The following is a 22,287-nucleotide window of genomic DNA, read 5'->3' on the forward strand; positions in this document are numbered from 1 at the left end:
CCTGACGGCTCTATGACCGTGCCGGGCTTGCGGCGGGAGCGCGACCGTGGCCGATTGGTCACTGAAATCATCGCCGGCAAGGAGTATACCTCGCTGGCCCACATCGAACGGATGCGAGAGCTATGCCGCGCAAGTCCAAAGGTGCCCGACTCCATCTTAAAGCTGCCCGGCGAGATGAAACCGGGAGTATCACCCACCGGGCAACCTGGATCATCCGCGACAATGGACGGGACTTCTTCACAGGATGCGCTGAGGAGGAAACTGCAAAGGCTGAGCGGGCTCTCGCAGAATACATAGCCAGCAAGTACGCGCCGAAGCGCAAGGTCCAGGATATCGAGAAATTACCGATCGGAGACGTTCTATCGATTTACCTCGATGCCGAGTTGGCAGCGCTCCGTGAACGCTTCAAGGTCACTGAGGCTGACGAGGATACGATTGCGCAGATCCGCAAGTTCAAGACCCGCATCGGCAGGTTGAACGACTGGTGGGGAGCCAAGATGCTCTCGGCAGTCGATGGCGAGGAATGCCGGTCCTATGCCAAGCACCGTGGGAACAAGGGCGGTGCCCGCCGCGACCTTGAAGACCTGCGCGCTGCGATCAACCATCACGCTGGCGAAGGCTATCACCGCGGCGTCGTCAAGGTGACGCTGCCGGCAAAGGGCAAGGCCCGGGATCGTTGGCTGACGCGCTCCGAGGCGGCCAAGATGATCTGGACCTGCTGGCGTTACCGCGAAATTCAGACGGTCCACCGTGGCCCGCTGAGGCACGTAACTCGCTTCATCCTGATAGGCGTCTACACCGGTACGCGCGCAGCATCGATCGCGGCGGCCTCACCGATCCCGGCAATCGGGCGGTCCTATGTCGACCTTGAGCGCGGTCGTTTCTATCGTCTGCCACGCGGCGCCATAGCGACCAACAAACGTCAGCCGACCGTACCCCTCCCCGAGCGCTTACTGGCCCATATGCGGCGCTGGCACCGCATCGATCCGGACTCGAAGCACTTCGTTGAGTTCAACGGAAAGCCGGTGACGTCGGTCAAGACCGGCTTCAAGCGCGCCGCGACTCTCGCGAAGCTGTCGGTGGAGGACGGTAACGTGTCGCCCCACACACTACGACACACCGCCGCGACCTGGCTGATGCAGCGCGGAGCCGATCCGTGGCAAGCGTCTGGCTACCTCGGCATGTCGTTCAAGATGCTGATGGACACTTACGGCCACCATCACCCCGATTACCTCGAGGACGCGGTGAAGAAGATCGCCGCGCGCGATCCAAAGGATGAACAGAAGAAGGACGTTTCTGGTGCGGTAACTGGTGCGGTTGTGCCGTTCAGGAAATAGATAACACTGGAAGTAACTGATTTTATTGGTGGGCCCGGAGGGACTCGAACCCCCAACCAGACCGTTATGAGCGGCCTTGCCTATCCTAGAAAACCTCATAATACTTGGGTTTTTCGTCACCGATCATAGACGATCTTCCAGCTTCGTTCACGCTGTACCGGTGGTTATTCGGTGGTTGAAAAGGACCATAGTGGTGGAGCACATCCTATACAAAGATGACGACGGGCCGATGGTCTTTCACTGGAACCCCGCGACGTCCGAATGGGCCCCGATCCTCTGGGACGCATGGATGCATTTCCGAGCGCTCCGCGGCGACTTTCGGCCCTTAAACGGGGTGAAATCCGGTGATCACTATTTTGTCGTTTGCATCGTCGACAATGACGGGACGCTCTACAATATTCTGCCCCATCGGTATCGCCTCGATGCGGATGGTCGGATAACCGACCACTATTTCGACGATCTGACCGAGGAAGAACGCGCCTTCGTTTCGAAGTGGCAGGTGGATCGAAACGTTCCCCGAGGCGCCGATGCTGACAAATTCGATGCGCTCCGTTGGCGGATGTGGCGAGGGAATTTACCCCCAGCAGACGCGGCTGGAGCCCTCATTCGAAATCTTCCCGGCTTCCCCGCTACGGACGCGAATCGTCCAGTGTTGAGTTTCCTGCGTGAGTTCGGAAGCATTCCATCCTCTCGACCTTCCGCTGCGATCCACTAACGGCAAACGGAAAAGCCCGGCCGCCCTTCGGCAGTCAGGCTAGGATGGAGAGATGTTCCGCTCCCTCCCCTCCCTTCCAAGATCCTCAACGAGCGCCGCATTGGCTTCGTGGCAGAGCATGGGTCGAAACGTAGGCCGGTGAAACGGAGGGACTAGGATTCCTGCCAGCCGCTCCTAAATTCGGGCTATGACCGGCCGAAAACCATGGCGGAAGAAACCTGCATCCTCATTGTGGTACTGGACCGGCAAGCCGAAGCGCGACATCAAAGGAACCAGCGGGGTCTTGGCGCCCGGAACCTCCCGGCGCCCTACGCGTTGTACGGGCTACTAGGGAACAGCCGCTCAGTCGCTGAGGGTCTTGGTGAATAGGCTCCCACCTGCAACTGATCTTTTCAGTCGAGCTCAGGCGTTGCGACACGACTATCTCAACGCCAAGCCTTGGCCCCACGTCGTTATCGACAACGGCTTTTCCGAAGAGCTTTTGGATGCGATTGCGGCTGAAATCGCCAAGATCGATCCAGCGCACCTCATCTCGAGCCTCGATGATCGTCAAATCAAGCAGGAAGCCTCAGACGGCTTAGGACCAGCCACCCAATACTTTTTGGAACTCGTCGATAGTGCCCGCTTCCGCGAGTTCATCTCGACCGTGACAGGAGTTGACAACCTGCTGTCGGATCCAACGCACAAATTTGCGGGCGCCCACAGGACGCCATCCGGCGGCTTCACTAAAATCCACCGCGACTTTGAGGTGCACCCGGCCACAGGTCTGTTTCATCGGGTGAACCTATTAGTCTACCTGAATCGTGACTGGCCTGACTCGTATGGCGGCAGCCTCGAACTATGGCCATCGGACATGTCTGCCATCGGCCGTCGCATCTTTCCGCGATTTAACACCATTGTCCTATGGGAAACCCACGGCGCGACACTGCATGGCCTGCCCGATCCTGTGACTTGCCCTCCAGATCGAATGCGTCTGTCGGTCGCCTCGTATTACTATACCAAGGAACGCCGGCCCGCAGTAGCGGGTGAACGCCGAACCCGCTATTGGGCCGCCCGTCCCGAGGACGATCGCTCGATAGAGCGTGTGGATTGGTTGGATCATGTGCGAGCGGTGACGCCCGAGGCGCTGAAGTACTTGATTCGAGCCGCGCGCGATCAATTGGTGCGAAAACGGCCATATTGAGAGAGGAGCGGTGAAATGCTCCAGCCCCGCCGCTCCCCGCATTATCCGACCGGAACGGAAGTTAACTCCCGCAGGTCCAATTTCTCAAACCCGATTAGGCCCGCCGTGGCGCCCCTTCCGGCGGGCCTTTTGGCGGCGCTCTCTCGAAGCTGGCGAGGGCCAAAAAAGGGCCGACGCTGCTGTCATCGGAACGCATCGAGAGCGTACCGGTTGTCCCCATACGTTCAATCGTAGGGACAACAAAGGAGGTCCTGATGTCCAATCAGAACCAAAAAAAACCGAACCAGCAGCAGCAGAACCAAAATCAAAAGCCGGGCCAGCAAGCCGATACTAGGAAGGAGGACGAAATCAGGAAGGCCGAAATCAGGAAGGCCGTAAGAGCAGATATGATCGACCCGAAACATCCTCAGGGCCAACAAGATACTGATTATAGCGGTGGCACCTGATAGGGCCGAGCATTGCCGGGTATGGATAACCGGCGACTGAACTTGCCGCGCGTCTTATGCAACTAAATTCGGTTTTCAAATGTTAAGGGCATGCCTTTTGCCAGGAACGTCGGCCGATTGCGTCGGTTATTACTGACAGTTGCGTAGGGAGGGCAGACATAGCGGGAGAAGAACCATGAGCAACAACGCCGAAATCCTCGCCAAGGTGATCATGGATATCAAGGCAATCCTGGATATCGAGAAGGTGCTGACGGACGAGTTGAATTGCGTGGGCAAGAGCAGGAACCCGGGACTGGTGGAAGACCTGTTGCTAGTCATGGACAAGGCTGATGCCGTCCGCGCTGCCCAGCGGATACAGGCGGGATATAGCGGTCTCAAGGTCGTGAAACAGGAAAACGAGGTCGCATAACGGCGCTGGAGCGCTTTTTCGCGCCGCTTTGCCGAACCCGATCAGGCCCGCATATGGCTTCTCCCCGGCGGGCCTTTTTGGGCGCGCTTCATTCCACCACCAAGCCAACTCCCAGCAGCAACAGCGCAGCAACGAACAGCACGGGCAGAAACTCGTTGTGGATATCCAAGAGCGCGATCCAGATCGCCAGCAAGGCGGTCATGGCGCCTAGTGGTTGGAGGATGGAGGCGAACGAGGTTATCAATCTCTCCACGTCGGTTCGCCTTGCGGGTGGCCCGTCGTAACCCAGAGCGGCCATAAGACGGATCGGGCGGCGGCCAAACCGAGCGTTACTGGGCTCACCGTGTGAAGAGCGAAGATGCTTAGCGTGCCTGTGATGTAGAGCGCGAAGATGAGCTTGAGGACGAGTTTCATGCTGGCCACCTGAACGCGATGGTGCCGGCAACGGAGCGCGGACGCTCTCTCACCCGATGCCCATCATTGCCGGATTTGACGATCCAGCGGCCATCCTTTGTCCGTCCGGTGATCTTCCCGACGTGATGACGCCAAACGACGATTGCGCCGACATGCGGGCCATGCGCAGGCCTACCGTAACCGGCCCACCAGCGCGCACGATTGCCGGCAGGGTTGGCAACCCCGAGATGGTGGCGCATCCACCAGCCGCACCAAGCGCGAGGCTTGGCCCAGTTGACCACCCTCCCCGCTCCTTCGGCCATGACGCGGCGGAGGTCGGTGGGCACGGGCTTGACGGTATTGGAGTGGGTGATTTCCTTATGCCGATTCACACGTAAGAAATGCCTGTGCCGCAGCGACTTCCTGTTGATTCCCTCTCCAAAAACATCGAGTGGATTCACACCCCTGCCGCACGGCCGCATGACCGGATCGGAGCAGCCGACCATCTTCCCGGCGTCGGGAATATGAAGCGTTCTTTGCATTTTCTGCAAAGAAGGATGTCGTGGCCTTGCATCGGCATTCGACGCGAACAGGACAGCGCAAAGCGCCGCCAGAAGGACGGTTCTGATCATGGATTCTCCGGGGTACTTTCGGATATAAGTCAGGGTGCTGGGGTGGATACGCCCGGCGCGGGACTGCCGGTCTTTCGGCCCCCCCCCCCCCACTACAAGAGGACCGGCAGTCCCTATCGGCGCGGTGGGATCTAGCCGCGTATCCAGGCGGCGATCTTGACGATCGATTCCCCGACCATCACGAAGCCGGCAAGGATGCCGATCAGGCCGACGATCAGCCATTTCATGAACGTGCCGACCGTGCGAATCGCCCCGACGAGACGGATGCCGTCATTGAGCGTGTCGATTTCGTCGTCCCGGAGATTGGTTAGGAAGTCTTTGGTGCGGGTCGGGAGGTCGTCGAATCTGTGGGCTTCGCTCATTACCGGCCTCCCGCGAAGCGCTGACGCTGCTGTTCCTGACAGGTGCGCGTTGCAACGAGATTGCCGTTGGCCTGCCCCAGCGCCGCCCTGTGACGCGCTACGGCCACCTGGCCGGTTGACCCTTGGTGACGGCCGGATACGGCACCGTCGCCGCCAGCAACTCGCAGTCGCGCGGAATCTGCACCGACGCCACCGTTGGGCTACCTGGCGATGTCGCGCAGGCTGCGCACGTCAGCGTCATCGAGATTGCAGCCGTCGCCCGCAGGCTGTTTCGCAAGCCGTTTCTCATAGTCGGATACCTTCTGATTTGCTTGATCAGCCTTGGCTTCGGCCTCGGCGCGAAGCCGCTGCGCCGCTTCTGTGGATTGCTTTTGGGCGTCGAGTTGGAGTTGCGAGAACGCTAGATCGCGCTGGGCCTGTTTCAGATCGGCCCGCTCGTCTGTGATCCTTACGCCGATTAGAAAGGCCAGCAGGGCTAGCATCGGATAGGCCAAGAGCCGGGCCGCCACGACATAAGGGGCGACGGCCGGGATACGGCCGATCAGCGGCAAATGGCCAACAACCAACGCGGCGGCGAGGACGATGCCGACGATCGAAAGAACGGCGTAGGAGGTCGCGACCGACCAGAACAGATCGACCATCAGTTCACCTGCCGTGCGACCCAAGCCCGCACCCTGTCCGGTCCGAAAAACCAGACGATCAGCACGGTCATGAGCAGTGAGAAGCCGCACAGAATGGCGACCACCTCCCAGCTCGTCAGATAGCCGAGGAAGCCGAGACCGCCGCCGCTTGAGGTGAGGCCGACCAGCCAGTTGCGAACCCGCTTGCCGAATGATGGCTTGCTCTGGGCGCTGAAGTCGGTGTTGCCGCCACCCTGATCGCTGTCGCCATCGACCTGTGGCACGTCCATCAATGCGACCGGGCCTGGATAGCCCGAGGCATCGCAGAACTCGAAATGCATGGGGTCGGTGCGGCCGCGATAGTCGCCACCCCAGCGCGCGCCCTGTCGCTTGAAGGCATCGATGACGGGCTGCGGCATGGTGCCGTGGCCCGCTCCGAAACCGTTTTCCGCGGCGTTCAAATCGATCGCCGCGGCATAGGCATGGTTGGACCACTTGGTGGCGCTGCCCCTCACCTTGCGTGGGTTATAGGCCCCGGCATATTTCGAGATGCCGAGGGCATCGATCTTCTTTTGATCGCGGCCGTAGTGCTCCCAGATTTCGTTCAGCGCCGCCGTGAGCGCACCTGCCGCCTTGCGGTGAAACCGAATGCGAGCGACCGGCTTGCCGTCGTAATACATCTGGAACGGCGGAATGACGTCGACAAGCTGCCTCTCCACATCGGGACCTGGTGTCCCGTAAAACGCCAGCAGATCGGCTTGATTGTCTTTCGGCCACTTGGTCATAGGTTCGCGCTCCCGGAAGCTGGGTGGGTCGGTTCAGGTTTTTGTGGAATTGCGGTCGGCTACGCGCCGCGACGGATGATCAATGCCCGGGCCTCACGCCAGCGTTCCCGAAATCGAGGTTGGGCATTTGGAAATTCAGGATTACTGGACTCGGCGCCTATGGCCTGAAACGATCCCGGCTAAACACTGGGAGGACATAATGCCGAGTTTCAAGGCCGCGGCTCATATCCGTCATCAGGGGCAGGACATGATCATTTTCCCACTGAGCAGCAACTTTGGAAGCCAGCCTGTGGCAGCCCAAGAAGAGGAGCTGGCAGCGCTAGAGTATCAAGCGCACGCGGCCGGACTTGCCGGACATGCTGTTGCAGTTTGGGACGCGGGCGGCGGGAGAACTGGCTTTATGGGCCCGGACCAGTGGCATGGCTTTCTTAGGGGCCTTAACCTCCGAGCGGCACTGGCGATGGTGAACAAGTTGATATCTTTGTAGCTCTCAGCTCTTGAGCGCCTGCCAGTTTGCGTTCGCCACTGATACCAGCAATATACAGCTGTGCAGGCCAAAACCGGGACTGACGCCGATCAGATCATCGTGTCATTTTACGCAGGCATGAGGCGGGCATTGGATTGGTCCTTTGAATCGGGCTAACTGCCCAATTCTTTCTGCCAGTCGATATCTGCGCCGCCGCCATCGCCGCCGGCTTCACCCTTTCCGGTGCCACCCTTCGCGCCAGCCTCGCCCTTGCCGCCGAGCTTGGCTTCGACCTGCGTCGTGTAGCCGCTCTTGGACAGCGTATGCGTTGCGGTCTCGATGATGAACTCGATGCCGTCGATCTCAGGCCGCACACCGGCATAGACCAGCGGTGCGCCGGCGCGGATCGCCGGATCGCCGAACAGCGTCACCGAGGTCCTGATCGTCTCGGCTTTCAGGTCCTTGGCCTTGGCGCCGGCCGCGCGCTGGGCCTCATCCTTGTCGGCATAGGGCTCCGGCAGCGTGAAATCGGCCTCGCCATTACTGTCGCTGTCTTCCTCGACCTCATCGCGCGCGGCCGTCTTGCGATTCTGCGCGTGTGCTTTGACCTTGGCGAAGCTGTTGCGGTGCGCGAACGTCGTCTTGCAGGTTTCCGCGACAATATTGTCGGGCGTCGCGATCACCGGCGTCAGCGCAGCCCCGCTGGCCGATTGTCCGCTGCCCTTCGCGGCGAAGATCAGGTTGCCATTTTTGATGGAAAACAGAGCATCGTGACGTCGTGCCAGGCGCTCGACGACGTGGATGTCGCTTTCATCTTCCTGCCCGAACCACTCATAGGTGTAGCCGCCGACCTTGCCATCCACCTTGGCGGTGAGCCCCTGATCCTTGGCGATGTCCGAGACGATATCCTTGACCGTCTTCTTGTCCCAATGGCGCGCGCCGTGCTGCTTCAGCTTCTCGCGCATGTCGGTGCCCTTGCCGTTGACCGATAGCTTGTAAGGCAGGCATTGCACCTCGGGATCGTCGGCGACGTAGCGGCCGAAATCGAGCACTCCCGTTTCGAGATAGCCCAGCTTCGCGGTGATGATGTCGCCCTTGCGCGGGATCTCGGCGAAGGGGTTGCCATCGTTCAGTTCGCAGGAAATGGTGTCGCTGGTGACGCCTTCCTTGTCGACGATCGTCACCGAGATCAGCCGCTCGTTGAAGATCGAGGCGACCGGCCGGCCATTGACCGAGATTTCAGCGCGGGGGGTTTTCATGGGCGGGAACCGGAGGTAGCTTGCTGAGCAGGGTTACGGGAGGGGCACATGCGAACGATCGTCCTATTTCTTGCTTTTGTTTTTACTGGCATGACAACGTCCGCCAGCGCGCAAACCGCAAGCGATTACACAAACCAGTGTGACGATGGGGCCGACGATTGCCGAGCGTCTCTCGCGCAGTTCAAAAAATGGTTTCCCCGTGCGATGCGCGGCGACTACCAGGGACAACGTAACGTGGCATTCTGCCTTAGCACCGGCTGTGATGGTGCTGTGACTATGCGCCCTCTCGCCGGATGCGCTTGGCGATTATTGATCGTCGCGACAGGATCGAAAGATGTGGACCAAAGCGACACACTCAACATGAAGCGCGACTGCGGTAAATTGGACGACATAGATCGACAAGCAGCCGCGGCACAGTCCGCTAGATTGATTGCAAAGATCGGCTCGCGCTAATCCCAAAGGCTGACGATCTTCCGCTCCGGAGCCGCACGCGGCAGATCCGGCAGCATGATCGTTGTGCCGATCGGTAGCGGAATCGCCGCTGCCGCGAGGCCGGGGTTGAGATCGAGCACCAGTTCGACATAGCCGCTTTCGTCGCCGTAGACACGTCGGCAGATCATGTCGACCATCTCGCCCTGCATTGTGGTGTAGACCGTCGCCATCGCGCTTCACCCGAACAACGATTGAATGATCGAGATCGGCGAGAAGTCGTTGCCGACGTACCGCTTTAGCCCAATTATGTAGACATCTTTGCGCGGCCGGCCTGCCGCATCGTGAAAACGCTGCGATTCCGAGACGACCTCGATCACGTACATGCCGAAGACATTACCGCCGAGGGTCACCAGCGGCAGGACAGCGCCGTCGCGTGCGGCCGAGCGAACACCCTCGAGGCTTTCGAGCCCGCCGAACTCTTCCGGGAAAACGACGCCCTCGATCTTCACCCGGTCGGATTCGCCGCCCAGCCATTGCAGGCGATCCAGACCGCCAACCGTCTGGATATCCGCCCACGACGTGGACAGGTCGCGCGAAACGCCATCGTAGCCGAAGCGCAACGATTCAAACCCGAACGGTCCAAGAGCCATCGGCGTCGGCATCAATACACCCCGTCGCTATAGGCGCCACGCGAGAGCGCATTCAGCTTTGAACTAAGCTGTTTCTCGACGGCTGAGGCGATTGCCTCGGGCGACTGACCCGGCGCTGCCTGCACATGGATTGTGACGGTGTTGGTGACCGTCGCACCGCCACCGCCTGCCTTCACCGCGCCAGCCATGGCCTGCGCCTTGATGGCCCGCACGGTGTCGAGCGTGTTGGAGATCGCGCCACTTGCCCGCGCCCGGAAAAGCTCGGGACCGTTCTCGCCGACGAGATAGGTGCTGCCCGCCCTCACCGGCCCGCCGGCCGCACGAGTGCCGGCGATGACGGGTGCGGCCACGGTCGCGGCCGCACCAGCAGGCGTCTTACCAGAGCCGCCAAAGCCCAACATGCCGGCAATCTTGCCGGGCACCGACGTGATCCACCCGATCAACGATTTGATTTTCTCGATCACGCTGGTGATCGCGCCGCCAATACTGGTGCCGATCGTGACGCCAAGCGACCGCCAGCCTTCCTTCGATGCATCGATCGGCTCGAATATCGACGACAGGGTGTTTGACAACCAATTGAAGCCATCGATGATGGGCTGGATTGTCGGCATCACCGGCGCAAGTCCAGCCATAAGGCCCTCGCCAATGCCGACAAATAGCGCCTTTATGCCCGCCCAATTATTGTAGACGGCCATTCCGATTGCGGCGAGGCCAACCAAAGCGGCGCCGATTCCGGTACCGATCACGGCGAACTTGAGCACCCGCATGGCAGTCGCCATGCTGAAAATGGACGCCGCTGCAGCCCTAAGAGCGCCGCCAGTGCCCAGCATCGCTGCGGATACCGCAAATGCCAGAATGGCTGCGCGTGTCGCCAGTATCGCAGAACGCGCAGCCCGGAAGGCTGCGCCGAAGGGCCAGAGCGCGACCGACGCCACCTTTACCGCGACGCCCAGCGCCTTCATGCTGGCAATGCCAACGGCCAATGCTCCGCCCCACATCCACCGGAGACCGAACGCGGCCGCGAAGCCGGCGATGCGCAGTCCGATCAGCCCCGCAGCGGTCGCCACCACAGCGCGCGTCACTGCCGGGTGTTTCTCGCCGAACGCTGCCATGCGGTTGGAGATCGGCACCAGGGCATCGGCCAACGTGGTTAGGCCGGGCAACAGCGCTGCGCCGACCGCCAGGTTGATATTTTCAATCGCGATCCGAAACCGCTGGACCGCCGCCGCGCCCGTTTTCAGCCGCCGCTGATAATCTTCCTCGACCACACCCTGCGCCGCCAGTGCCTCTTTCCGAATGCGCCGATACTCATCGATGTTCTGAATCAACGGTCGCAACGCCTTCTGAACTTCAGAATCGTTGAACAGATCACCAAGCCGCCCGAGGTTGCCCTTCAGCACTTTATTCGTCAGCACCGCGATCGCCTCGATCGGCGTGGCGCCGGCCTTCGCCGCTCGCGCCATCTCCTTTTCGAGATTAACGCCCATTTTCTCGAAATTCTTGCGGGTCAGCGGTGAGTTGATCTTTTGCAGAACGTTCTGCAGATTCGTCGCGGCCTCTGCGCTTTCGCCGGTGCCCTTCCGCACGATCTGCAGCGCGGCCGCCAGATCGGCGACGGCCGGCACGCCGGATTGCTTGAGGCCCTGATAGGCAGCGCCGAGCCCCGGAAAATATCTCGCCATATCCTTCAGTTCGAAGGCACCAGCCTTGCCGGCTTGCGCCATGGCGTCAAGCGCGCGCGCGAACTGATCGGCCGGCACTTTCAGATTATCGAGCGCGGCATAGCCGGCCTGTGACAATTCCTTCACGTCCGCATTATACGCCGTCGCGGCCCTGCCGATCGCCGGCAGCAGGCCGAGCGCATCTTCACGGTTCGCACCCATGCCGGCGAGCACGTCCATGCCTTCGGCCATCTGCGACGCCGTCTGCGTCGTCTGACGCGCCACGGCGCGCAGCTCCTCGCCCAGTTTTGGAAGCTCGGAGACCGGTGCGTTGATCTTCTGCCCGATGTCTTCCAGCTTGGTCTCGAAATCGACCGCCGCCTTGATTGGCGCTCCGATCGCCTTCGCCAAGCCATAGGCAACGGCCACCGCGCCAAACATCTGCGTCTGCGCCGACGCCAGCGCCGCGGCGTTGCGCGACTGCATCGCTGTCAACCGATTGACCGCCCCGGCGATGGCGCGCGATGGCGCCGACGCCCGGTCGATCAGCTCAACGATGAGCTTGGAGGTGAGAGTTGCCACTTAACTTATCCCCTCTCACGCTGCTGCGCGAACGCATCGTCCAGTGCGGCGGCGGCCTGCTCTGCAACGGTTTGGCGGCCTCCGCGACGATTGAGTTTCCGCTGTGTCGGCCTGCCGGCCTCAGCCTGGAGAAGGACGTTCAACGCGTCAGAATAAGCGTTGAACCGATCCATCTCCATCTCTTCGATCTCGCTGATCGGCGTGTGCAGGTGCCGCGCAAGGGCCGCGACAGCGACTATGACGCTGCCGCCCTCATCTACTCCGCGGTCTTTTCCTTGGCCGCCTTGATCGCGGCCCTCGCCGACTTTCCCATCAGCGGCGCAGCGACCTCGCTCAACCGCTCGAAGTCGTCGATATCGAGATCCTCGACCACGCCTATCGGCACGCCGGCCATCGACGCGATGATGGCGAATGATTTACGCGTCTCGCCGGTGACGAGATCGGCGGCGACCAGGTCCTTGGCTTTCATCTTGTGCAGCGTCAGCGCCGGATAGGTCTTGTCGTTATAGGCGATCGGTTCGGTCGGCGTGAATGTGGTGGTCTGGTTGGTCATTGCGCTACTTCCTTATTTCCGGTGAATGTCCCGTCGATGGCGCTCTGTGGCAGACCCCAGCGACGGTTTATTTCGTTGATAGTGCCGGCGACGGCTTCGGCCATCTCGCGGGCATAGTCGCTTGGGATAAGGTCTACCGTCGCGGAATAGACGCCGCCGCGACCGGCGCTGAATTCAAGTTCGATCTTTTCCTCGGCATCATCATCCGGTCGCCATGCCTCCGCTGCTGTAGCCATGCGAACGAACAGAAACCTTGACTCCGTCCGCCATCGCCGCTCCGATAAAGGGTGAAATGCGGGAGGGGGATCGATGGAAACGCGGTTCTCTTTGGACATGCAAAAAGCCTCCAGCCTGATTATCGATCACCTGCTTGCAGGCAAAGCAATGAAGCAGCCTGCGAAGAGGTTGAGGGACGCCGTCAATCCAGGCAGGACCGTCTGCGGTGGATGGCGCACTGATGCGCTACTAGGCCGTTACGCCAGCAACGCTGCGCGGATGCTGCTGGTTTGCGATTGCCCGCCGATCGAGACGTCAAACGGCGTCATTTCAATCAGCGTGCGGCCGTCGACCTCGAGGCGGTAATACCGCAGCGTGATCTGGAAGTCGTTTTCGCCGGCCTCGCCCGGCTTCCACGAGCCATGGTCATTCTTGATCAGCCGGCCGCGGATGTAGGCCGTGGCGTTGATGATGGTGCCGTCCTCGTGCGCCAGGGCGCCAGTGACCATGAATTCGCGCTCCTGACCGACGGCGAGGCCGAACAACGTGATCACCTGCGGATCGAAGCCGGTGAGCTTGAACGAGGACTCGGCCTTCTCATAGCCCATCGGGACGTCGATCGGCATCACCATGCCGGCGTTGCGCATTTCCTCGACCTTCTCGGTCGGGACCGGCAGCGTGATCTCGCTGGCCTGACCGATCTTGGACACCCGATCGGCGAAGATGGTGCAGTTGCGCAGGATGTAGCGCGGCATATCGGAACTCGACGGCATTTGATGCCCTCCTTAAAAGCTCGCTGATGAATGGATGCGGGAGCGAAGGCCGCGCTTACGCGGCCAGCGACCCGGAGCTGATTTCCTGCGCCACCTGATTGAGCAGCAGGGTGTAGCTGGCGATGTTGCGATAGCTGGTGATGCGGATATCGACCATCGGCGCCGGCGGCTCGAACTTGACGCCGAGCTTGACGATGCCCTGCGCCAGATCGTTGTCGGTGTTACTGTCGAGCAGCCAGACGTCATGACCGGGCAGAATCGCGCCTTCCAATTCCATGGTGCGCAGGAAGGCACGGCCGGCCTCGATCATGAACTTGAGGTTAGCCTTCGAGAACGGCCGGTCGACAAATTCGAGATAGGCCACCTCGAGCGCCTCGTTGATCGCGTCGGCGGTGCGCCGCACCGATACAAACTGCCAGAGCAGTTCGCTATCGCAGGTCCACACACCCCACAGCCGGAACCCGGTGTTGTCGATGTTGACGATGGTGTTGACGCGGTTTTCGTTGAGATAGTTCGACTGCGGCCCGTATTCGATCGGCCGGTTGGTGCCGACGATGCCGGCGATCTCGGTATTCGAGCCCGCCCACCAGAAGCCCTGCTCCAGATCCATCTTGGCCTGGCGCGCGGCGAAGATCGGCGACGACGGCTGCGGCACGTTGAGCGCTTGGGCGGTGTCGAATTTCAACACCTTCGGGTCGCACACGAAGATACGGCCGGAGTTGATCAGGCCGCGATACTGCACCGCCGCCTGGTCGGTGGTATCCGGAGCATCGACATAGGCCATCGCCTTCAAGGTTTCGGCCACGCCCATCAGCTCGGCGACGACGGGGTTGATCACCGAGCCCTTGGCGGCGGTCGCGGTCGCATCCGCGCCGTCGCCAGTGATGGTGACGGTGACGGCGCCGGTGTAGCCATAACCCGGCTTGGTCACGAGGATCGAGGTGATGATACCCGCCTCAACCACAGCCTTGGCCTCGGCGCCCGACCCGACGCCGCCAGTGCCCGCGATCGTGACCGTCGTGGTGTCGGCGACATAGCCGGCGCCGCCGACGGTGACCGCAACCGACGCGATGCCATCGGCCGGACTGGTCTGGGTCAGGCCCGGCGCCAGCAACAGCTTCGGCTTGTAGAGGCCATCCGGCTTGGCGCGGCGGAAGGCATGGACCCCGGTGAAGGCCACCTGATTGCCGACCGCGTTAGCCCATGACTCCGGCGTGGTCGCGCCCTCCTCGACCCGCACCAGGATGATCGGGCAACCGACCTGATCGAAAATCGAGTCGATCGCCTCCATCAAGGTGCCGTCAGCCCCGAGTCCTTCGGCATCGGAAGGCCGCAACAGCTGGATCGGCTTGTTGAGCGGGAACTTGACCGCATCGGCATCTTCGGCGGTGCCGATCAGGCCGATGACGGCGGTCTGCGCGGTGCGCACCAGCACCGGGGTTTCGCCGGACTGGAAGACGCGCGCGCCGTGGTGAAAGGACACAGAAGCCATATCGGCTCTCCTTGGGTTGGGGACTGGATGTTGCGGAGATTTTTACGCGGCGAACGCTGCGTCGATTTCGGCGGTCGTGGTTATGGTGCCGGCGTCGATATCGGCCTTCACCACTGCATACGTTGTGAAGCAATCGTTGACGTGCGCTTGCACGGTGTCGCTGATCGCAACGATGGCAGTGGCGTCGATCGGGTAGATTGAACCGTCGGCGCCGACCCATTGCGTGGACCAATCCGGGTCATAATTCGCAGCCAACCGTGCGCCGATGATCATCTGCTTTGAGCGGTCATCGGTCGCTACCGGCACGCCGGCGATCTCGATGCCTCTCGTCTCTTTTCGCCAGCGCTGGTCAGCCGCATAGGCGACTAAATCGATCTGCGGCGCTACATAGGCGTCAGGAACGCCGCCAGCAGCAAGCCATGCCTCGTATTCAGCGCGGTCGCGGTTGGCTGGATCGTTTGGTATTTGCGCGCCGTCTACGATACGGATAACAGCGTCGGTTGTGGTGAGTTGATATTTATGCACAATCAAAGCTCCGCGTCTGCTGTGAGAATCGCGTTAATTGCATAAAATTCACCGTCACTGTTAGCTTGCGCGCCGAATCTGGCACTCGTTGGCGTAACTTTTGCAGCGACGACGGCTGTGCAATTTGAGACCGTGCCAGCGCTGACAAGGGAAACAGTTGGACTGGCCCGCATCATAACCGGCCAGTACACCGGTGTTTCGGTCATGACCCCTGATCGACTATAGCCACGCACGCTTGCGTCCTGAATGCAAAAATATCTCTGACAAAGCGCAACTTCTTGTTGAATATGACGAGGCGAAAACGGGTCAGCTTCGGCAGTTGCGTCGCCTTCTACAAGGGACACGCGAGCAATATCAAACGTCCCCGATTGCAGGCCTAAAGCGCCAGTTCGGCTATCAAAAGACGATCCCGCGTTAAACCAGAATGATACCTGCAACCAACTATTCTCATCCGTCCCGAGCGTTTTGCCTGAGATAGATGGAATGCTGACGGTTTGCGTAAACTTCTGCCAAGACGTGGTTAAGTTGACCTTTGTTCCTGCGGGATTGACATTGCTTGATGGTGCCCCGCCGGTTCCAAATCCTTGCTCTATCGAGAACGCTATACTCTTTGAGGCATCAGCCTTCGCATAAAATGTAAGAGTCGCGACGCGGCCAGATAGAGTCCGAACATCTTCAATTCTTTGCTTTTTAACCACAGCACACGTGCTAGTAACACCGCTGGTTACGACTGTGCGGGAGAAGTATTTCGGGTTGCCCGGAACGTCCGTCTGGCCCAGCGTGAAATTTTGTTGGGAGTGCGACTGGGTTGACTCGAATACGTCGTTGAGCCACCTATCATCTGAGCCATAACCCAACGAAGTTTGTGTGGTGCCTCGTTGCCACACATCAAAGTTACCGTTGATGATCTTGTTGCGGAAGCCGGAGAGGATACCGGCGTCAATGTTGGCGCGCGCCCGTCCTTTTTGGCTCGCCAATAACATCTGCGCTGCATCGATCCGCACAGCTTGACCGTCCAGGGTAGCCCTCAAGCCAGCCGCAGTAACAGCCCGATCGGTATCGATACCGGCGGCCGCCTCAGTGCCCGTCGCCAACTCAACAAGGCCCGTGCGATCTGTCGTTGCCGTCCTCGAAATCAGGGCCGCCGGCGTAATAACCTTCGCCGCATCCGATCCAGTATTTACTTCTGCGCCTGTCGCCAACTTCGCAACGCCAGCCGTCCCTTCGGCCGCGGCCGGGACGCCGCTCAACTTGTCGAATGGTAGCTTGCCGCTAGCATCTAAGCCAGCGTAACCGGCCGGCGCGTCTTTTTCAGACTTGCGCTGTATATCCGCAACAGCCGCCTCGATATCGGAAAGCAACTGATTGATATCATCAAGCGTGCTTCGCGATTCAATCAACAGCGGCTCAATAACAGCGCCCAAGTCTTGATCCGCGAGCGCTTGGATAACGGCATAAGCGGCGATGGAATCAACCCGCATCTGCTCGATCGTGGACAGCTTATCTTCGGCCTGCTGAACGACAGGCGCGATCTGCAACTCAATTACAGTCAGCCCGCGCGCAATAATCGCATCGCGGGTTGTCCTATCAAGCCCCAGGTTTTCCTCAAGCGGTGCCAGCCGACCTTCCATCGCGTCGATCAGGCCGTCCCAAAGCGTTTTGCTCCAGCCGTTAGCGACGCTGGATTTGAACCGGCTCAAACTGCTCATTTAGACGGCCTCGTAACTCGCAACGGCGACAGGATCATCGGCCTGCAATTTCTTCAACAGGTCGCCTCGCAGCCGGGTGTTCGGTCCCGGATTGACCACGGATCGACCCACCCGGATCGACTTGGTTAACGCGACCTTGTAGGCCGCCTCATCCTTGATCGTGATCTGCTTTGCCATAATATTCTCCAACGGGTAACGCCCGCGCATAGCGGACGAGCGCACAACGCGCGGGGGATTAGAGTGCCGGGAAGGAAACGTCGGTCGCCGACGACACAAGGAAAATGGACAGTGCCGATGAAGTTAAGAACGACGTCTTGCGCTTCCACGTCGTAGTCGGCGTCAGCCCGGTCCAGACGAAGGTACGACGCACCGAGCCGTCTGGCAGCAATTCATCGGAAACCGATGTTGCCGCGACTTCCGTGGCATAATCGACGCCTACCAACAGGGTGCAGGACAGGTCGTGATTGGCTTCAATGTAGTGCTCCAGCACCAGGATCGCGTGGACCTCATCGACGTTGGCCGGCGCGGTGCGGGCCTCGGTGATGTGGACGCCGTTGGTGCGCGGCCGCGATACCGTGACGTGGCTTTCATTGAGCTTGATCGCCGGCATCAGGTCCGTGGTGCCATTCAGCACCATCCGCGCATTCAGTGCCGCCGGCAGCCCAAACAGCGGCGAGTTGCCGCTCGCCACTTCTGCCAGTGCCACCCATGCAGAGCCGATCTGCACCTCATAGGTGATGCTGGTGCCCATCGGCACAACCTGCTTCGTCAGCAGATCGATGTCTGTGATGCCGCCCGACAGGTTCCAGTTATTGAGGTTGACCACCATGCGCGAGGTGATGAAGTCGGCGACCAGCACCTCAAAGCAGGCGTCTAGCGCAATGTTGCCCTGCGACCAGACTCCATCGGTCGAAACAAAGAACGAGCCTTGCGCGTACTTGTTGCCTTCGACCATCGCCAGCCAGTGATTGCCCGCCGTGATAACGAACCAGCCGTAACGCTTGCCGCCCTCAAGATATGTTGGCTCGATCAAGAACGTCGTCAGATCCGGCCAGACTTTCAGGTTGGCGTGGGCAATAGTCGTGGCGGCGAGGCACTTCTGATAGTTCGGCTCGCCGTTTTCGAACAGTTCGCACAAGGCAAGGCGGATATCGCCGCCGCCGGCGTCGATGCGCGAGAAGCCGAGGTTTACTGCCGTGACCCAGCCGGATCTCGGCATCATGAACGTGTTGCCGCCGACTTGCCCGGTGTAAGAAGCGGCAACTACCGATGCATCCCAGTAGGGCTCCTGATATGTGTCGATGAAGATCTGGCGAAGGCGCTTGATCGAATGGTTCGGAGCGCCACTCGGATGCTGCTCCGCGAACTCGACGCTGTAGCCAACGCCATCCTTGTAGAATACGCCTTCGACGCTGTCGTAGCGCCCGGTCTGCCACCATTGAGCGTTTGTGCAGACCAAAAATGCGTTGCCGTAACGGATGCGCGTCTTGCTGATCGTTTTGAGGGTGTAATTGATTGTCTGCGATCCGCCATTCGACAGCGCAACCTCACTGTCGCGGCCAACAACCGACAAAAGCGCCTTGCTATCATACTTCGGCAGCACCACGCCGGCGGGCGAAGTCTGGATCAGCGTATCGCCCGGCGTCAGCAGCGATAGCGCCTTGGTGTCGGTATTGTCCGCCGCGAACCGAATGCCTTCCTCGACGTTGGCGACGTAGTTGATGTGATCGGTGTCGCTGTCCGTGAGGTCAAGGAAGTAATCGGTCTTCGAGTAGGAATAGCCTTCCGCCATGCCGGTCTTCTCATTGAGCCGCGCAAGCTGCTCCATGACGTAGCCGAACATATTGCGGTCCAGCTTCTGGCTGCCGGACGCGAGCAACTTCGATACATCCGTCTTCAAGCCCTCGATCGCCGGCTCTGCCGTCTTGCGCCACTCCTCAACCAGCACCAGACGGCCGTCGACAACCCGCAGCGAATTGATGCGGTTGGTGATCGATTGCTCAACCAGCACGACTTCGGTCGAGGACAGCGTCACCCAGGCGACAACGGTGTTGGCGAGATCGACAACCGGCTTGACCGGCGACGGCGCCTGATCGCCGATCTGGATGTTCACCGAGGCGTGGCGCCACGTAATCGTTGCGGTGCCCTGTGGGTCCATCACCGGCGGATAAACTGAACCATCGACAACGAAGTCGCGCGGCTGCGTCGAATCATCAACGGTCTGTGCCTGCAACAGTACGGCAATGATGCGGCGGTTGCCACTGGTCGGCATATGTGGCAGCAGATCCAGCACAGCCGCGCCGGTATCGTCACCGAACAGCTTGCCGTCCTTGTAGAGTAGCCATGGGCTTGCGGCCGTCACCTGCGTCGTTCCGGTCTTCGTCACATCGGCGCCGAAGTAGCAGGAAGAGACGCCGCCATTGATCGCGCTTGCGATCAGCGCATCTTGCGCCGCGCGCGGCAGCTTCGCCAGATTGTCGAAGTCACCCAGCGTAACCGTTTGGTTATCCGAAATGCGCGCGATCTTGGTCATAGTGTGCTCCGGTTAATTGGAACCATGCCGCCCCATTCGACGGGATGATCGAAAGAGAGATCGGCCACGGTACGGGGCCGGTAAGTTGCGGTCGTGAATTTCACGGTGTCGCGCACCGACCGCGAACGGTAGATCGCAGCGCCGACGCGATCGATGCGATCAGATGCCCGGCCCGCCGTCATATGGCCGACGCCCCACATTCCAGCGACCGCCGGCCTCCCGGTGGCGCGAAACCGCGCATTGATGCGCAACAGCGCATTGAACGGCAGAAGTAATGGCATCATGCGGCCGACGATCGGGCCGATCGCGCGGTGAGTGTCGCTACCCGCGCGCGCCTCGTCCATCAATCGCCAACTGTCGTAGATGAAACGCGACGCCTGCGAGGAATAAGCCACCATCCTGCCAACCGCGGCGCGATATCGGACGGCAACCGTCGCTTCCCGCATGCGCGCCGGATGCCGCTGATAGATCCGCTGGGGCGCCATATCGAGCGGCGCGACGCCTTCGAAGCCGGCAGGAATTACAGCGCCGCCAATGTTACCTGCGGCATTGATCACGATCAGCCGGCCACGGCCTTTCGCGGTCGCCGCCATCAAGCCGACTGCCGCGCGCCCGACCGAAGCATCATAACTGCGGCCGGTCGCCGTGATGGCAAAGGTCGTCGTCGGAACAGCGATATCGCCGCCGTCGATCTGGATCTGATCCAACGATCGCAGCGTGGTCTCGACGCCGTCGTCGACCAGCACGGCGCGACGACCATAATAAAGGTGTGCCAGATCGGGCAGCGCCGCCATGCGGCCAGCGATCGTCAGAGTCGTCTTGCCCTGCCCTGTCGCCATGTAGCCCGCCCGCCGGCCGCGAATTGCGAACGGATAGAGCCGGATTTCGGCGAAGCGCTCGCGCCACGCGGTCAACAGCGAGGCGTCTTGCTGCCGTGCGATCACGCCACGCGGCGGGATGAAGCTTTCGATGATCTCGGCGTCGACGAAGCTGAGATACTTCGCCATGCCGGGCCGAGTGCCTTTGAGGCCCTTCATGCCGTAAATCTCGGCGGTGATCCGGCGCATCTTCCATTCCGGCCAGTCGTCGTACCAGAGATCGACACCGCGGCCCCAGGCGAGGAAGGGTAGATGCGAAAGCGAACACTGAAACGGGTCGCGCATGCGCCGCAGTGCATCCACGTCGGTCGCACCGACCAGGTGCAGCAGCCGTTCCGTCTCGCGCTCATAATCCGGGCGCAGCGATGGCAGGATCGACGGAATCATGTCGCGACAGCCACGGTGATGCCGTCGACGTAAACCGCGCCGAACGGACCCGGATCGACATCAGCCGCCGGCGAAACGACCTGCATGGTCTCGACCGCGTTACCCTCGCGGGCCGCACCGATGATGCCGTCGACGCGCAACACCATGCCGAGCGCGTTGCGGCTGCCGGCATAGGCGGCGATATTCGAAAGCGCCTTGGCGCGGACCGTCTCGCGATCCGGCCCATATGGCACCGTGATCAGCACGCTGATCGGTTGCGCAATGATCGAGGCTGATCGCGTATAAAGCGAATCGGTCAGCGGTCGGGTTTTCAACGGCGACAGCGCCGCATGCACCTTGCTGACAATCTGGCCCGAAACCGCGCCATTGCCGTCCCGGGACAGCAGCACCAGATCCACGCGATTGTCGTCGCCCTTGATGGCCAATGCCTCCTTGATCGAAGGATCGGCTGACATTGCAAAGAACCGATAGGCATCCTCTGGGCCGGCGGCCGCATAACCCTCGGTTGCCAACCATCGTCGTCGGCGATAGTCGGCGTCTGACTCCATCACAGCCGGCGCATCGTCCGTCGCTGGTGTCACGACCAGGCGCGGCAGGTCGAAGTCGGCGGCGAAGCTGTCGAGATCGCCGCCGGACGTCGTCGCCAACATCAGCGCCTTTGCAGCGTCATTCACGCGCGCCAGCGTCAGCATGTAGATATAGGCCGCGCTTTCCAGCACGATCTTGGCCGGGTCCGTTTCCAGCATCTGCTGATCGTAGGACGGCAGTTCCGGATGCAGCGCCCGCACCGCTTCCCACCGCGTCTTGAACTCGGCGATAATGTCGGCCAGCAGCGCTTCATAATCGAGCGGCTGCAATACCGGCGGCAGCGGTAGATCAGCCAGATTGATTGACGGCAGGCCGCGCATCAGGCAGTTCCTCGAATCGGGATGATGACGCGCGCGTTCGCCGCGTCCGGCGTGAAGTCGCCGAGATGGCCGCGCGGAAAATAGGTGCCGGTGAACTCGAGCGACAAACCGCCGCCGGCATCTGCCGCCAGCACTCGGCACCCGGTCACCGCATAACGCGGCTCCCATCGCGCAATAGCGATTACCGCAGCCGCATAGATCGCGAGAATGACACGATCGGTCATCGGCCGGTCGATTAAGTCGAACAGCTCGGAGCCGAAGTCGCGACGCATCACGCGCGAGCCAATTGGCGTCGTCAGAATGACGCCGATCGACTGCCGCACGTGGTCGAAGTCGCGCAGCAGCTTGCCGGTGACGCGGTCGATGCCGGTTGAGGACAAA

At 60.8% G+C, this 22,287-nt stretch carries 27 protein-coding genes; 7 read left to right on the plus strand and 20 right to left on the minus strand.

What is annotated here, in order from left to right; translation table 11 throughout:
* Positions 1 to 122: 122 nt before the first annotated feature.
* The 5 genes from NHAM_RS16970 (at position 123) to NHAM_RS16995 (ending at position 4,090) form a co-directional block, all read left to right on the plus strand.
* On the plus strand, positions 123 to 1,337 hold the full coding sequence (locus tag NHAM_RS16970; protein WP_011511696.1) for a tyrosine-type recombinase/integrase: 1,215 nt from the start codon (positions 123 to 125) through the stop codon (positions 1,335 to 1,337).
* 193 nt (positions 1,338 to 1,530) lie between these two features.
* A complete protein-coding gene (locus NHAM_RS16980; protein WP_157043662.1) occupies positions 1,531 to 2,052 on the plus strand; it encodes a hypothetical protein in 522 nt (173 codons plus the stop codon).
* A gap of 409 nt (positions 2,053 to 2,461) precedes the next feature.
* Positions 2,462 to 3,235, plus strand: coding sequence for a 2OG-Fe(II) oxygenase (locus NHAM_RS16985; RefSeq protein WP_049769364.1), 774 nt, complete (start codon positions 2,462 to 2,464; stop codon positions 3,233 to 3,235).
* 254 nt (positions 3,236 to 3,489) lie between these two features.
* Complete coding sequence (locus tag NHAM_RS16990) at positions 3,490 to 3,681, plus strand: hypothetical protein (protein WP_041358286.1); 192 nt, start codon at positions 3,490 to 3,492, stop codon at positions 3,679 to 3,681.
* A gap of 175 nt (positions 3,682 to 3,856) precedes the next feature.
* On the plus strand, positions 3,857 to 4,090 hold the full coding sequence (locus NHAM_RS16995) for a hypothetical protein (RefSeq protein ID WP_011511699.1): 234 nt from the start codon (positions 3,857 to 3,859) through the stop codon (positions 4,088 to 4,090).
* Positions 4,091 to 4,178: 88 nt separating this feature from the next.
* Here NHAM_RS16995 and NHAM_RS26875 read toward each other — a convergent pair whose 3' ends face one another.
* The 5 genes from NHAM_RS26875 to NHAM_RS17015 form a co-directional block, all read right to left on the minus strand.
* The gene (locus tag NHAM_RS26875) at positions 4,179 to 4,343 is read right to left on the minus strand and encodes a hypothetical protein (RefSeq protein ID WP_157043663.1); all 165 of its coding nucleotides are present in this window, start codon (positions 4,341 to 4,343) and stop codon (positions 4,179 to 4,181) included.
* Between the two features lie 157 nt (positions 4,344 to 4,500).
* On the minus strand, positions 4,501 to 4,875 hold the full coding sequence (locus NHAM_RS28380; protein WP_245269928.1) for a hypothetical protein: 375 nt from the start codon (positions 4,873 to 4,875) through the stop codon (positions 4,501 to 4,503).
* A 371-nt stretch (positions 4,876 to 5,246) separates the two neighbouring features.
* Positions 5,247 to 5,477 (minus strand): hypothetical protein, encoded by a 231-nt coding sequence (locus NHAM_RS17005; protein WP_011511700.1) that lies wholly within the window; start codon positions 5,475 to 5,477, stop codon positions 5,247 to 5,249.
* 200 nt (positions 5,478 to 5,677) lie between these two features.
* Positions 5,678 to 6,142 (minus strand): hypothetical protein, encoded by a 465-nt coding sequence (locus tag NHAM_RS17010; protein ID WP_245269929.1) that lies wholly within the window; start codon positions 6,140 to 6,142, stop codon positions 5,678 to 5,680.
* A complete protein-coding gene (locus NHAM_RS17015) occupies positions 6,118 to 6,882 on the minus strand; it encodes a M15 family metallopeptidase (protein ID WP_011511702.1) in 765 nt (254 codons plus the stop codon). The genes NHAM_RS17010 and NHAM_RS17015 overlap by 25 nt, the downstream gene beginning before the upstream one ends.
* A gap of 199 nt (positions 6,883 to 7,081) precedes the next feature.
* On the opposite strand from NHAM_RS17015, the gene NHAM_RS17020 reads away from it, so the two are divergent.
* Positions 7,082 to 7,369, plus strand: coding sequence for a hypothetical protein (locus NHAM_RS17020; protein WP_041359193.1), 288 nt, complete (start codon positions 7,082 to 7,084; stop codon positions 7,367 to 7,369).
* Between the two features lie 152 nt (positions 7,370 to 7,521).
* Here the strand turns inward: NHAM_RS17020 and NHAM_RS17025 are convergent, their stop codons facing one another.
* Positions 7,522 to 8,607 carry a phage late control D family protein gene (locus NHAM_RS17025; RefSeq protein ID WP_011511703.1) on the minus strand — a complete coding sequence of 362 codons (1,086 nt, stop codon included), beginning with the start codon at positions 8,605 to 8,607 and terminating at the stop codon, positions 7,522 to 7,524.
* Between the two features lie 48 nt (positions 8,608 to 8,655).
* On the opposite strand from NHAM_RS17025, the gene NHAM_RS17030 reads away from it, so the two are divergent.
* A complete protein-coding gene (locus NHAM_RS17030) occupies positions 8,656 to 9,060 on the plus strand; it encodes a hypothetical protein (RefSeq protein ID WP_011511704.1) in 405 nt (134 codons plus the stop codon).
* Here NHAM_RS17030 and NHAM_RS17035 read toward each other — a convergent pair.
* From NHAM_RS17035 to NHAM_RS17100, 14 genes are all read right to left on the minus strand, one after another.
* Positions 9,057 to 9,269, minus strand: coding sequence for a tail protein X (locus NHAM_RS17035; RefSeq protein ID WP_011511705.1), 213 nt, complete (start codon positions 9,267 to 9,269; stop codon positions 9,057 to 9,059). The two genes, NHAM_RS17030 and NHAM_RS17035, sit on opposite strands and share 4 nt — an antisense overlap.
* Positions 9,270 to 9,275: 6 nt before the next feature.
* Positions 9,276 to 9,701, minus strand: coding sequence for a phage tail protein (locus tag NHAM_RS17040; RefSeq protein WP_011511706.1), 426 nt, complete (start codon positions 9,699 to 9,701; stop codon positions 9,276 to 9,278).
* Complete coding sequence (locus NHAM_RS17045) at positions 9,701 to 11,932, minus strand: phage tail tape measure protein (protein WP_011511707.1); 2,232 nt, start codon at positions 11,930 to 11,932, stop codon at positions 9,701 to 9,703. The genes NHAM_RS17040 and NHAM_RS17045 overlap by 1 nt, the downstream gene beginning before the upstream one ends.
* A 256-nt stretch (positions 11,933 to 12,188) precedes the next feature.
* Positions 12,189 to 12,485, minus strand: coding sequence for a phage tail assembly protein (locus NHAM_RS17050; RefSeq protein WP_011511708.1), 297 nt, complete (start codon positions 12,483 to 12,485; stop codon positions 12,189 to 12,191).
* Complete coding sequence (locus tag NHAM_RS17055) at positions 12,482 to 12,820, minus strand: hypothetical protein (RefSeq protein ID WP_011511709.1); 339 nt, start codon at positions 12,818 to 12,820, stop codon at positions 12,482 to 12,484. Before NHAM_RS17055 ends, NHAM_RS17050 begins: the two co-directional genes overlap by 4 nt.
* A gap of 138 nt (positions 12,821 to 12,958) precedes the next feature.
* The gene (locus tag NHAM_RS17060) at positions 12,959 to 13,474 is read right to left on the minus strand and encodes a phage major tail tube protein (protein WP_011511710.1); all 516 of its coding nucleotides are present in this window, start codon (positions 13,472 to 13,474) and stop codon (positions 12,959 to 12,961) included.
* A gap of 55 nt (positions 13,475 to 13,529) precedes the next feature.
* Entirely contained in the window at positions 13,530 to 14,966 is a 1,437-nt protein-coding gene (locus NHAM_RS17065) for a phage tail sheath subtilisin-like domain-containing protein (protein ID WP_011511711.1), read from the minus strand.
* Positions 14,967 to 15,008: 42 nt separating this feature from the next.
* On the minus strand, positions 15,009 to 15,491 hold the full coding sequence (locus NHAM_RS17070; protein WP_011511712.1) for a DUF4376 domain-containing protein: 483 nt from the start codon (positions 15,489 to 15,491) through the stop codon (positions 15,009 to 15,011).
* 2 nt (positions 15,492 to 15,493) lie between these two features.
* Positions 15,494 to 17,200 carry a hypothetical protein gene (locus NHAM_RS24110; protein ID WP_011511713.1) on the minus strand — a complete coding sequence of 569 codons (1,707 nt, stop codon included), beginning with the start codon at positions 17,198 to 17,200 and terminating at the stop codon, positions 15,494 to 15,496.
* A complete protein-coding gene (locus tag NHAM_RS17080) occupies positions 17,201 to 17,377 on the minus strand; it encodes a hypothetical protein (RefSeq protein WP_157043665.1) in 177 nt (58 codons plus the stop codon). It lies immediately after the preceding gene.
* 58 nt (positions 17,378 to 17,435) lie between these two features.
* Positions 17,436 to 19,733, minus strand: a complete 2,298-nt coding sequence (locus tag NHAM_RS17085) for a hypothetical protein (protein ID WP_011511714.1) — start codon at positions 19,731 to 19,733, stop codon at positions 17,436 to 17,438.
* Positions 19,730 to 20,998 carry a phage tail protein I gene (locus NHAM_RS24115; protein ID WP_011511715.1) on the minus strand — a complete coding sequence of 423 codons (1,269 nt, stop codon included), beginning with the start codon at positions 20,996 to 20,998 and terminating at the stop codon, positions 19,730 to 19,732. Before NHAM_RS24115 ends, NHAM_RS17085 begins: the two co-directional genes overlap by 4 nt.
* Positions 20,995 to 21,906, minus strand: coding sequence for a baseplate assembly protein (locus NHAM_RS17095; RefSeq protein WP_011511716.1), 912 nt, complete (start codon positions 21,904 to 21,906; stop codon positions 20,995 to 20,997). Before NHAM_RS17095 ends, NHAM_RS24115 begins: the two co-directional genes overlap by 4 nt.
* Positions 21,906 to 22,286, minus strand: coding sequence for a GPW/gp25 family protein (locus tag NHAM_RS17100; RefSeq protein ID WP_041358291.1), 381 nt, complete (start codon positions 22,284 to 22,286; stop codon positions 21,906 to 21,908). Before NHAM_RS17100 ends, NHAM_RS17095 begins: the two co-directional genes overlap by 1 nt.
* Position 22,287 lies beyond the last annotated feature (1 nt).

This window comes from Nitrobacter hamburgensis X14 (genome assembly GCF_000013885.1).
Taxonomy (GTDB): Bacteria; Pseudomonadota; Alphaproteobacteria; order Rhizobiales; family Xanthobacteraceae; genus Nitrobacter; species Nitrobacter hamburgensis.

What these genes read in the sequence shown, in the direction of transcription:
- NHAM_RS17085 (WP_011511714.1), bottom strand. Translation starts at nt 19,733, where the DNA reads ATGACCAAGATCGCGCGCATTTCGGATAACCAAACGGTTACGCTGGGT.
- NHAM_RS17025 (WP_011511703.1), bottom strand. Translation starts at nt 8,607, where the DNA reads ATGAAAACCCCCCGCGCTGAAATCTCGGTCAATGGCCGGCCGGTCGCC.
- NHAM_RS17005 (WP_011511700.1), bottom strand. Translation starts at nt 5,477, where the DNA reads ATGAGCGAAGCCCACAGATTCGACGACCTCCCGACCCGCACCAAAGAC.
- NHAM_RS16970 (WP_011511696.1), top strand. Translation starts at nt 123, where the DNA reads ATGCCGCGCAAGTCCAAAGGTGCCCGACTCCATCTTAAAGCTGCCCGG.
- NHAM_RS17015 (WP_011511702.1), bottom strand. Translation starts at nt 6,882, where the DNA reads ATGACCAAGTGGCCGAAAGACAATCAAGCCGATCTGCTGGCGTTTTAC.
- NHAM_RS17080 (WP_157043665.1), bottom strand. Translation starts at nt 17,377, where the DNA reads ATGGCAAAGCAGATCACGATCAAGGATGAGGCGGCCTACAAGGTCGCG.
- NHAM_RS17030 (WP_011511704.1), top strand. Translation starts at nt 8,656, where the DNA reads ATGCGAACGATCGTCCTATTTCTTGCTTTTGTTTTTACTGGCATGACA.
- NHAM_RS17065 (WP_011511711.1), bottom strand. Translation starts at nt 14,966, where the DNA reads ATGGCTTCTGTGTCCTTTCACCACGGCGCGCGCGTCTTCCAGTCCGGC.
- NHAM_RS17040 (WP_011511706.1), bottom strand. Translation starts at nt 9,701, where the DNA reads ATGCCGACGCCGATGGCTCTTGGACCGTTCGGGTTTGAATCGTTGCGC.
- NHAM_RS24110 (WP_011511713.1), bottom strand. Translation starts at nt 17,200, where the DNA reads ATGAGCAGTTTGAGCCGGTTCAAATCCAGCGTCGCTAACGGCTGGAGC.
- NHAM_RS16995 (WP_011511699.1), top strand. Translation starts at nt 3,857, where the DNA reads ATGAGCAACAACGCCGAAATCCTCGCCAAGGTGATCATGGATATCAAG.
- NHAM_RS16990 (WP_041358286.1), top strand. Translation starts at nt 3,490, where the DNA reads ATGTCCAATCAGAACCAAAAAAAACCGAACCAGCAGCAGCAGAACCAA.
- NHAM_RS24115 (WP_011511715.1), bottom strand. Translation starts at nt 20,998, where the DNA reads ATGATTCCGTCGATCCTGCCATCGCTGCGCCCGGATTATGAGCGCGAG.
- NHAM_RS17020 (WP_041359193.1), top strand. Translation starts at nt 7,082, where the DNA reads ATGCCGAGTTTCAAGGCCGCGGCTCATATCCGTCATCAGGGGCAGGAC.
- NHAM_RS17095 (WP_011511716.1), bottom strand. Translation starts at nt 21,906, where the DNA reads ATGCGCGGCCTGCCGTCAATCAATCTGGCTGATCTACCGCTGCCGCCG.
- NHAM_RS17035 (WP_011511705.1), bottom strand. Translation starts at nt 9,269, where the DNA reads ATGGCGACGGTCTACACCACAATGCAGGGCGAGATGGTCGACATGATC.
- NHAM_RS17055 (WP_011511709.1), bottom strand. Translation starts at nt 12,820, where the DNA reads ATGTCCAAAGAGAACCGCGTTTCCATCGATCCCCCTCCCGCATTTCAC.
- NHAM_RS17060 (WP_011511710.1), bottom strand. Translation starts at nt 13,474, where the DNA reads ATGCCGTCGAGTTCCGATATGCCGCGCTACATCCTGCGCAACTGCACC.
- NHAM_RS17050 (WP_011511708.1), bottom strand. Translation starts at nt 12,485, where the DNA reads ATGACCAACCAGACCACCACATTCACGCCGACCGAACCGATCGCCTAT.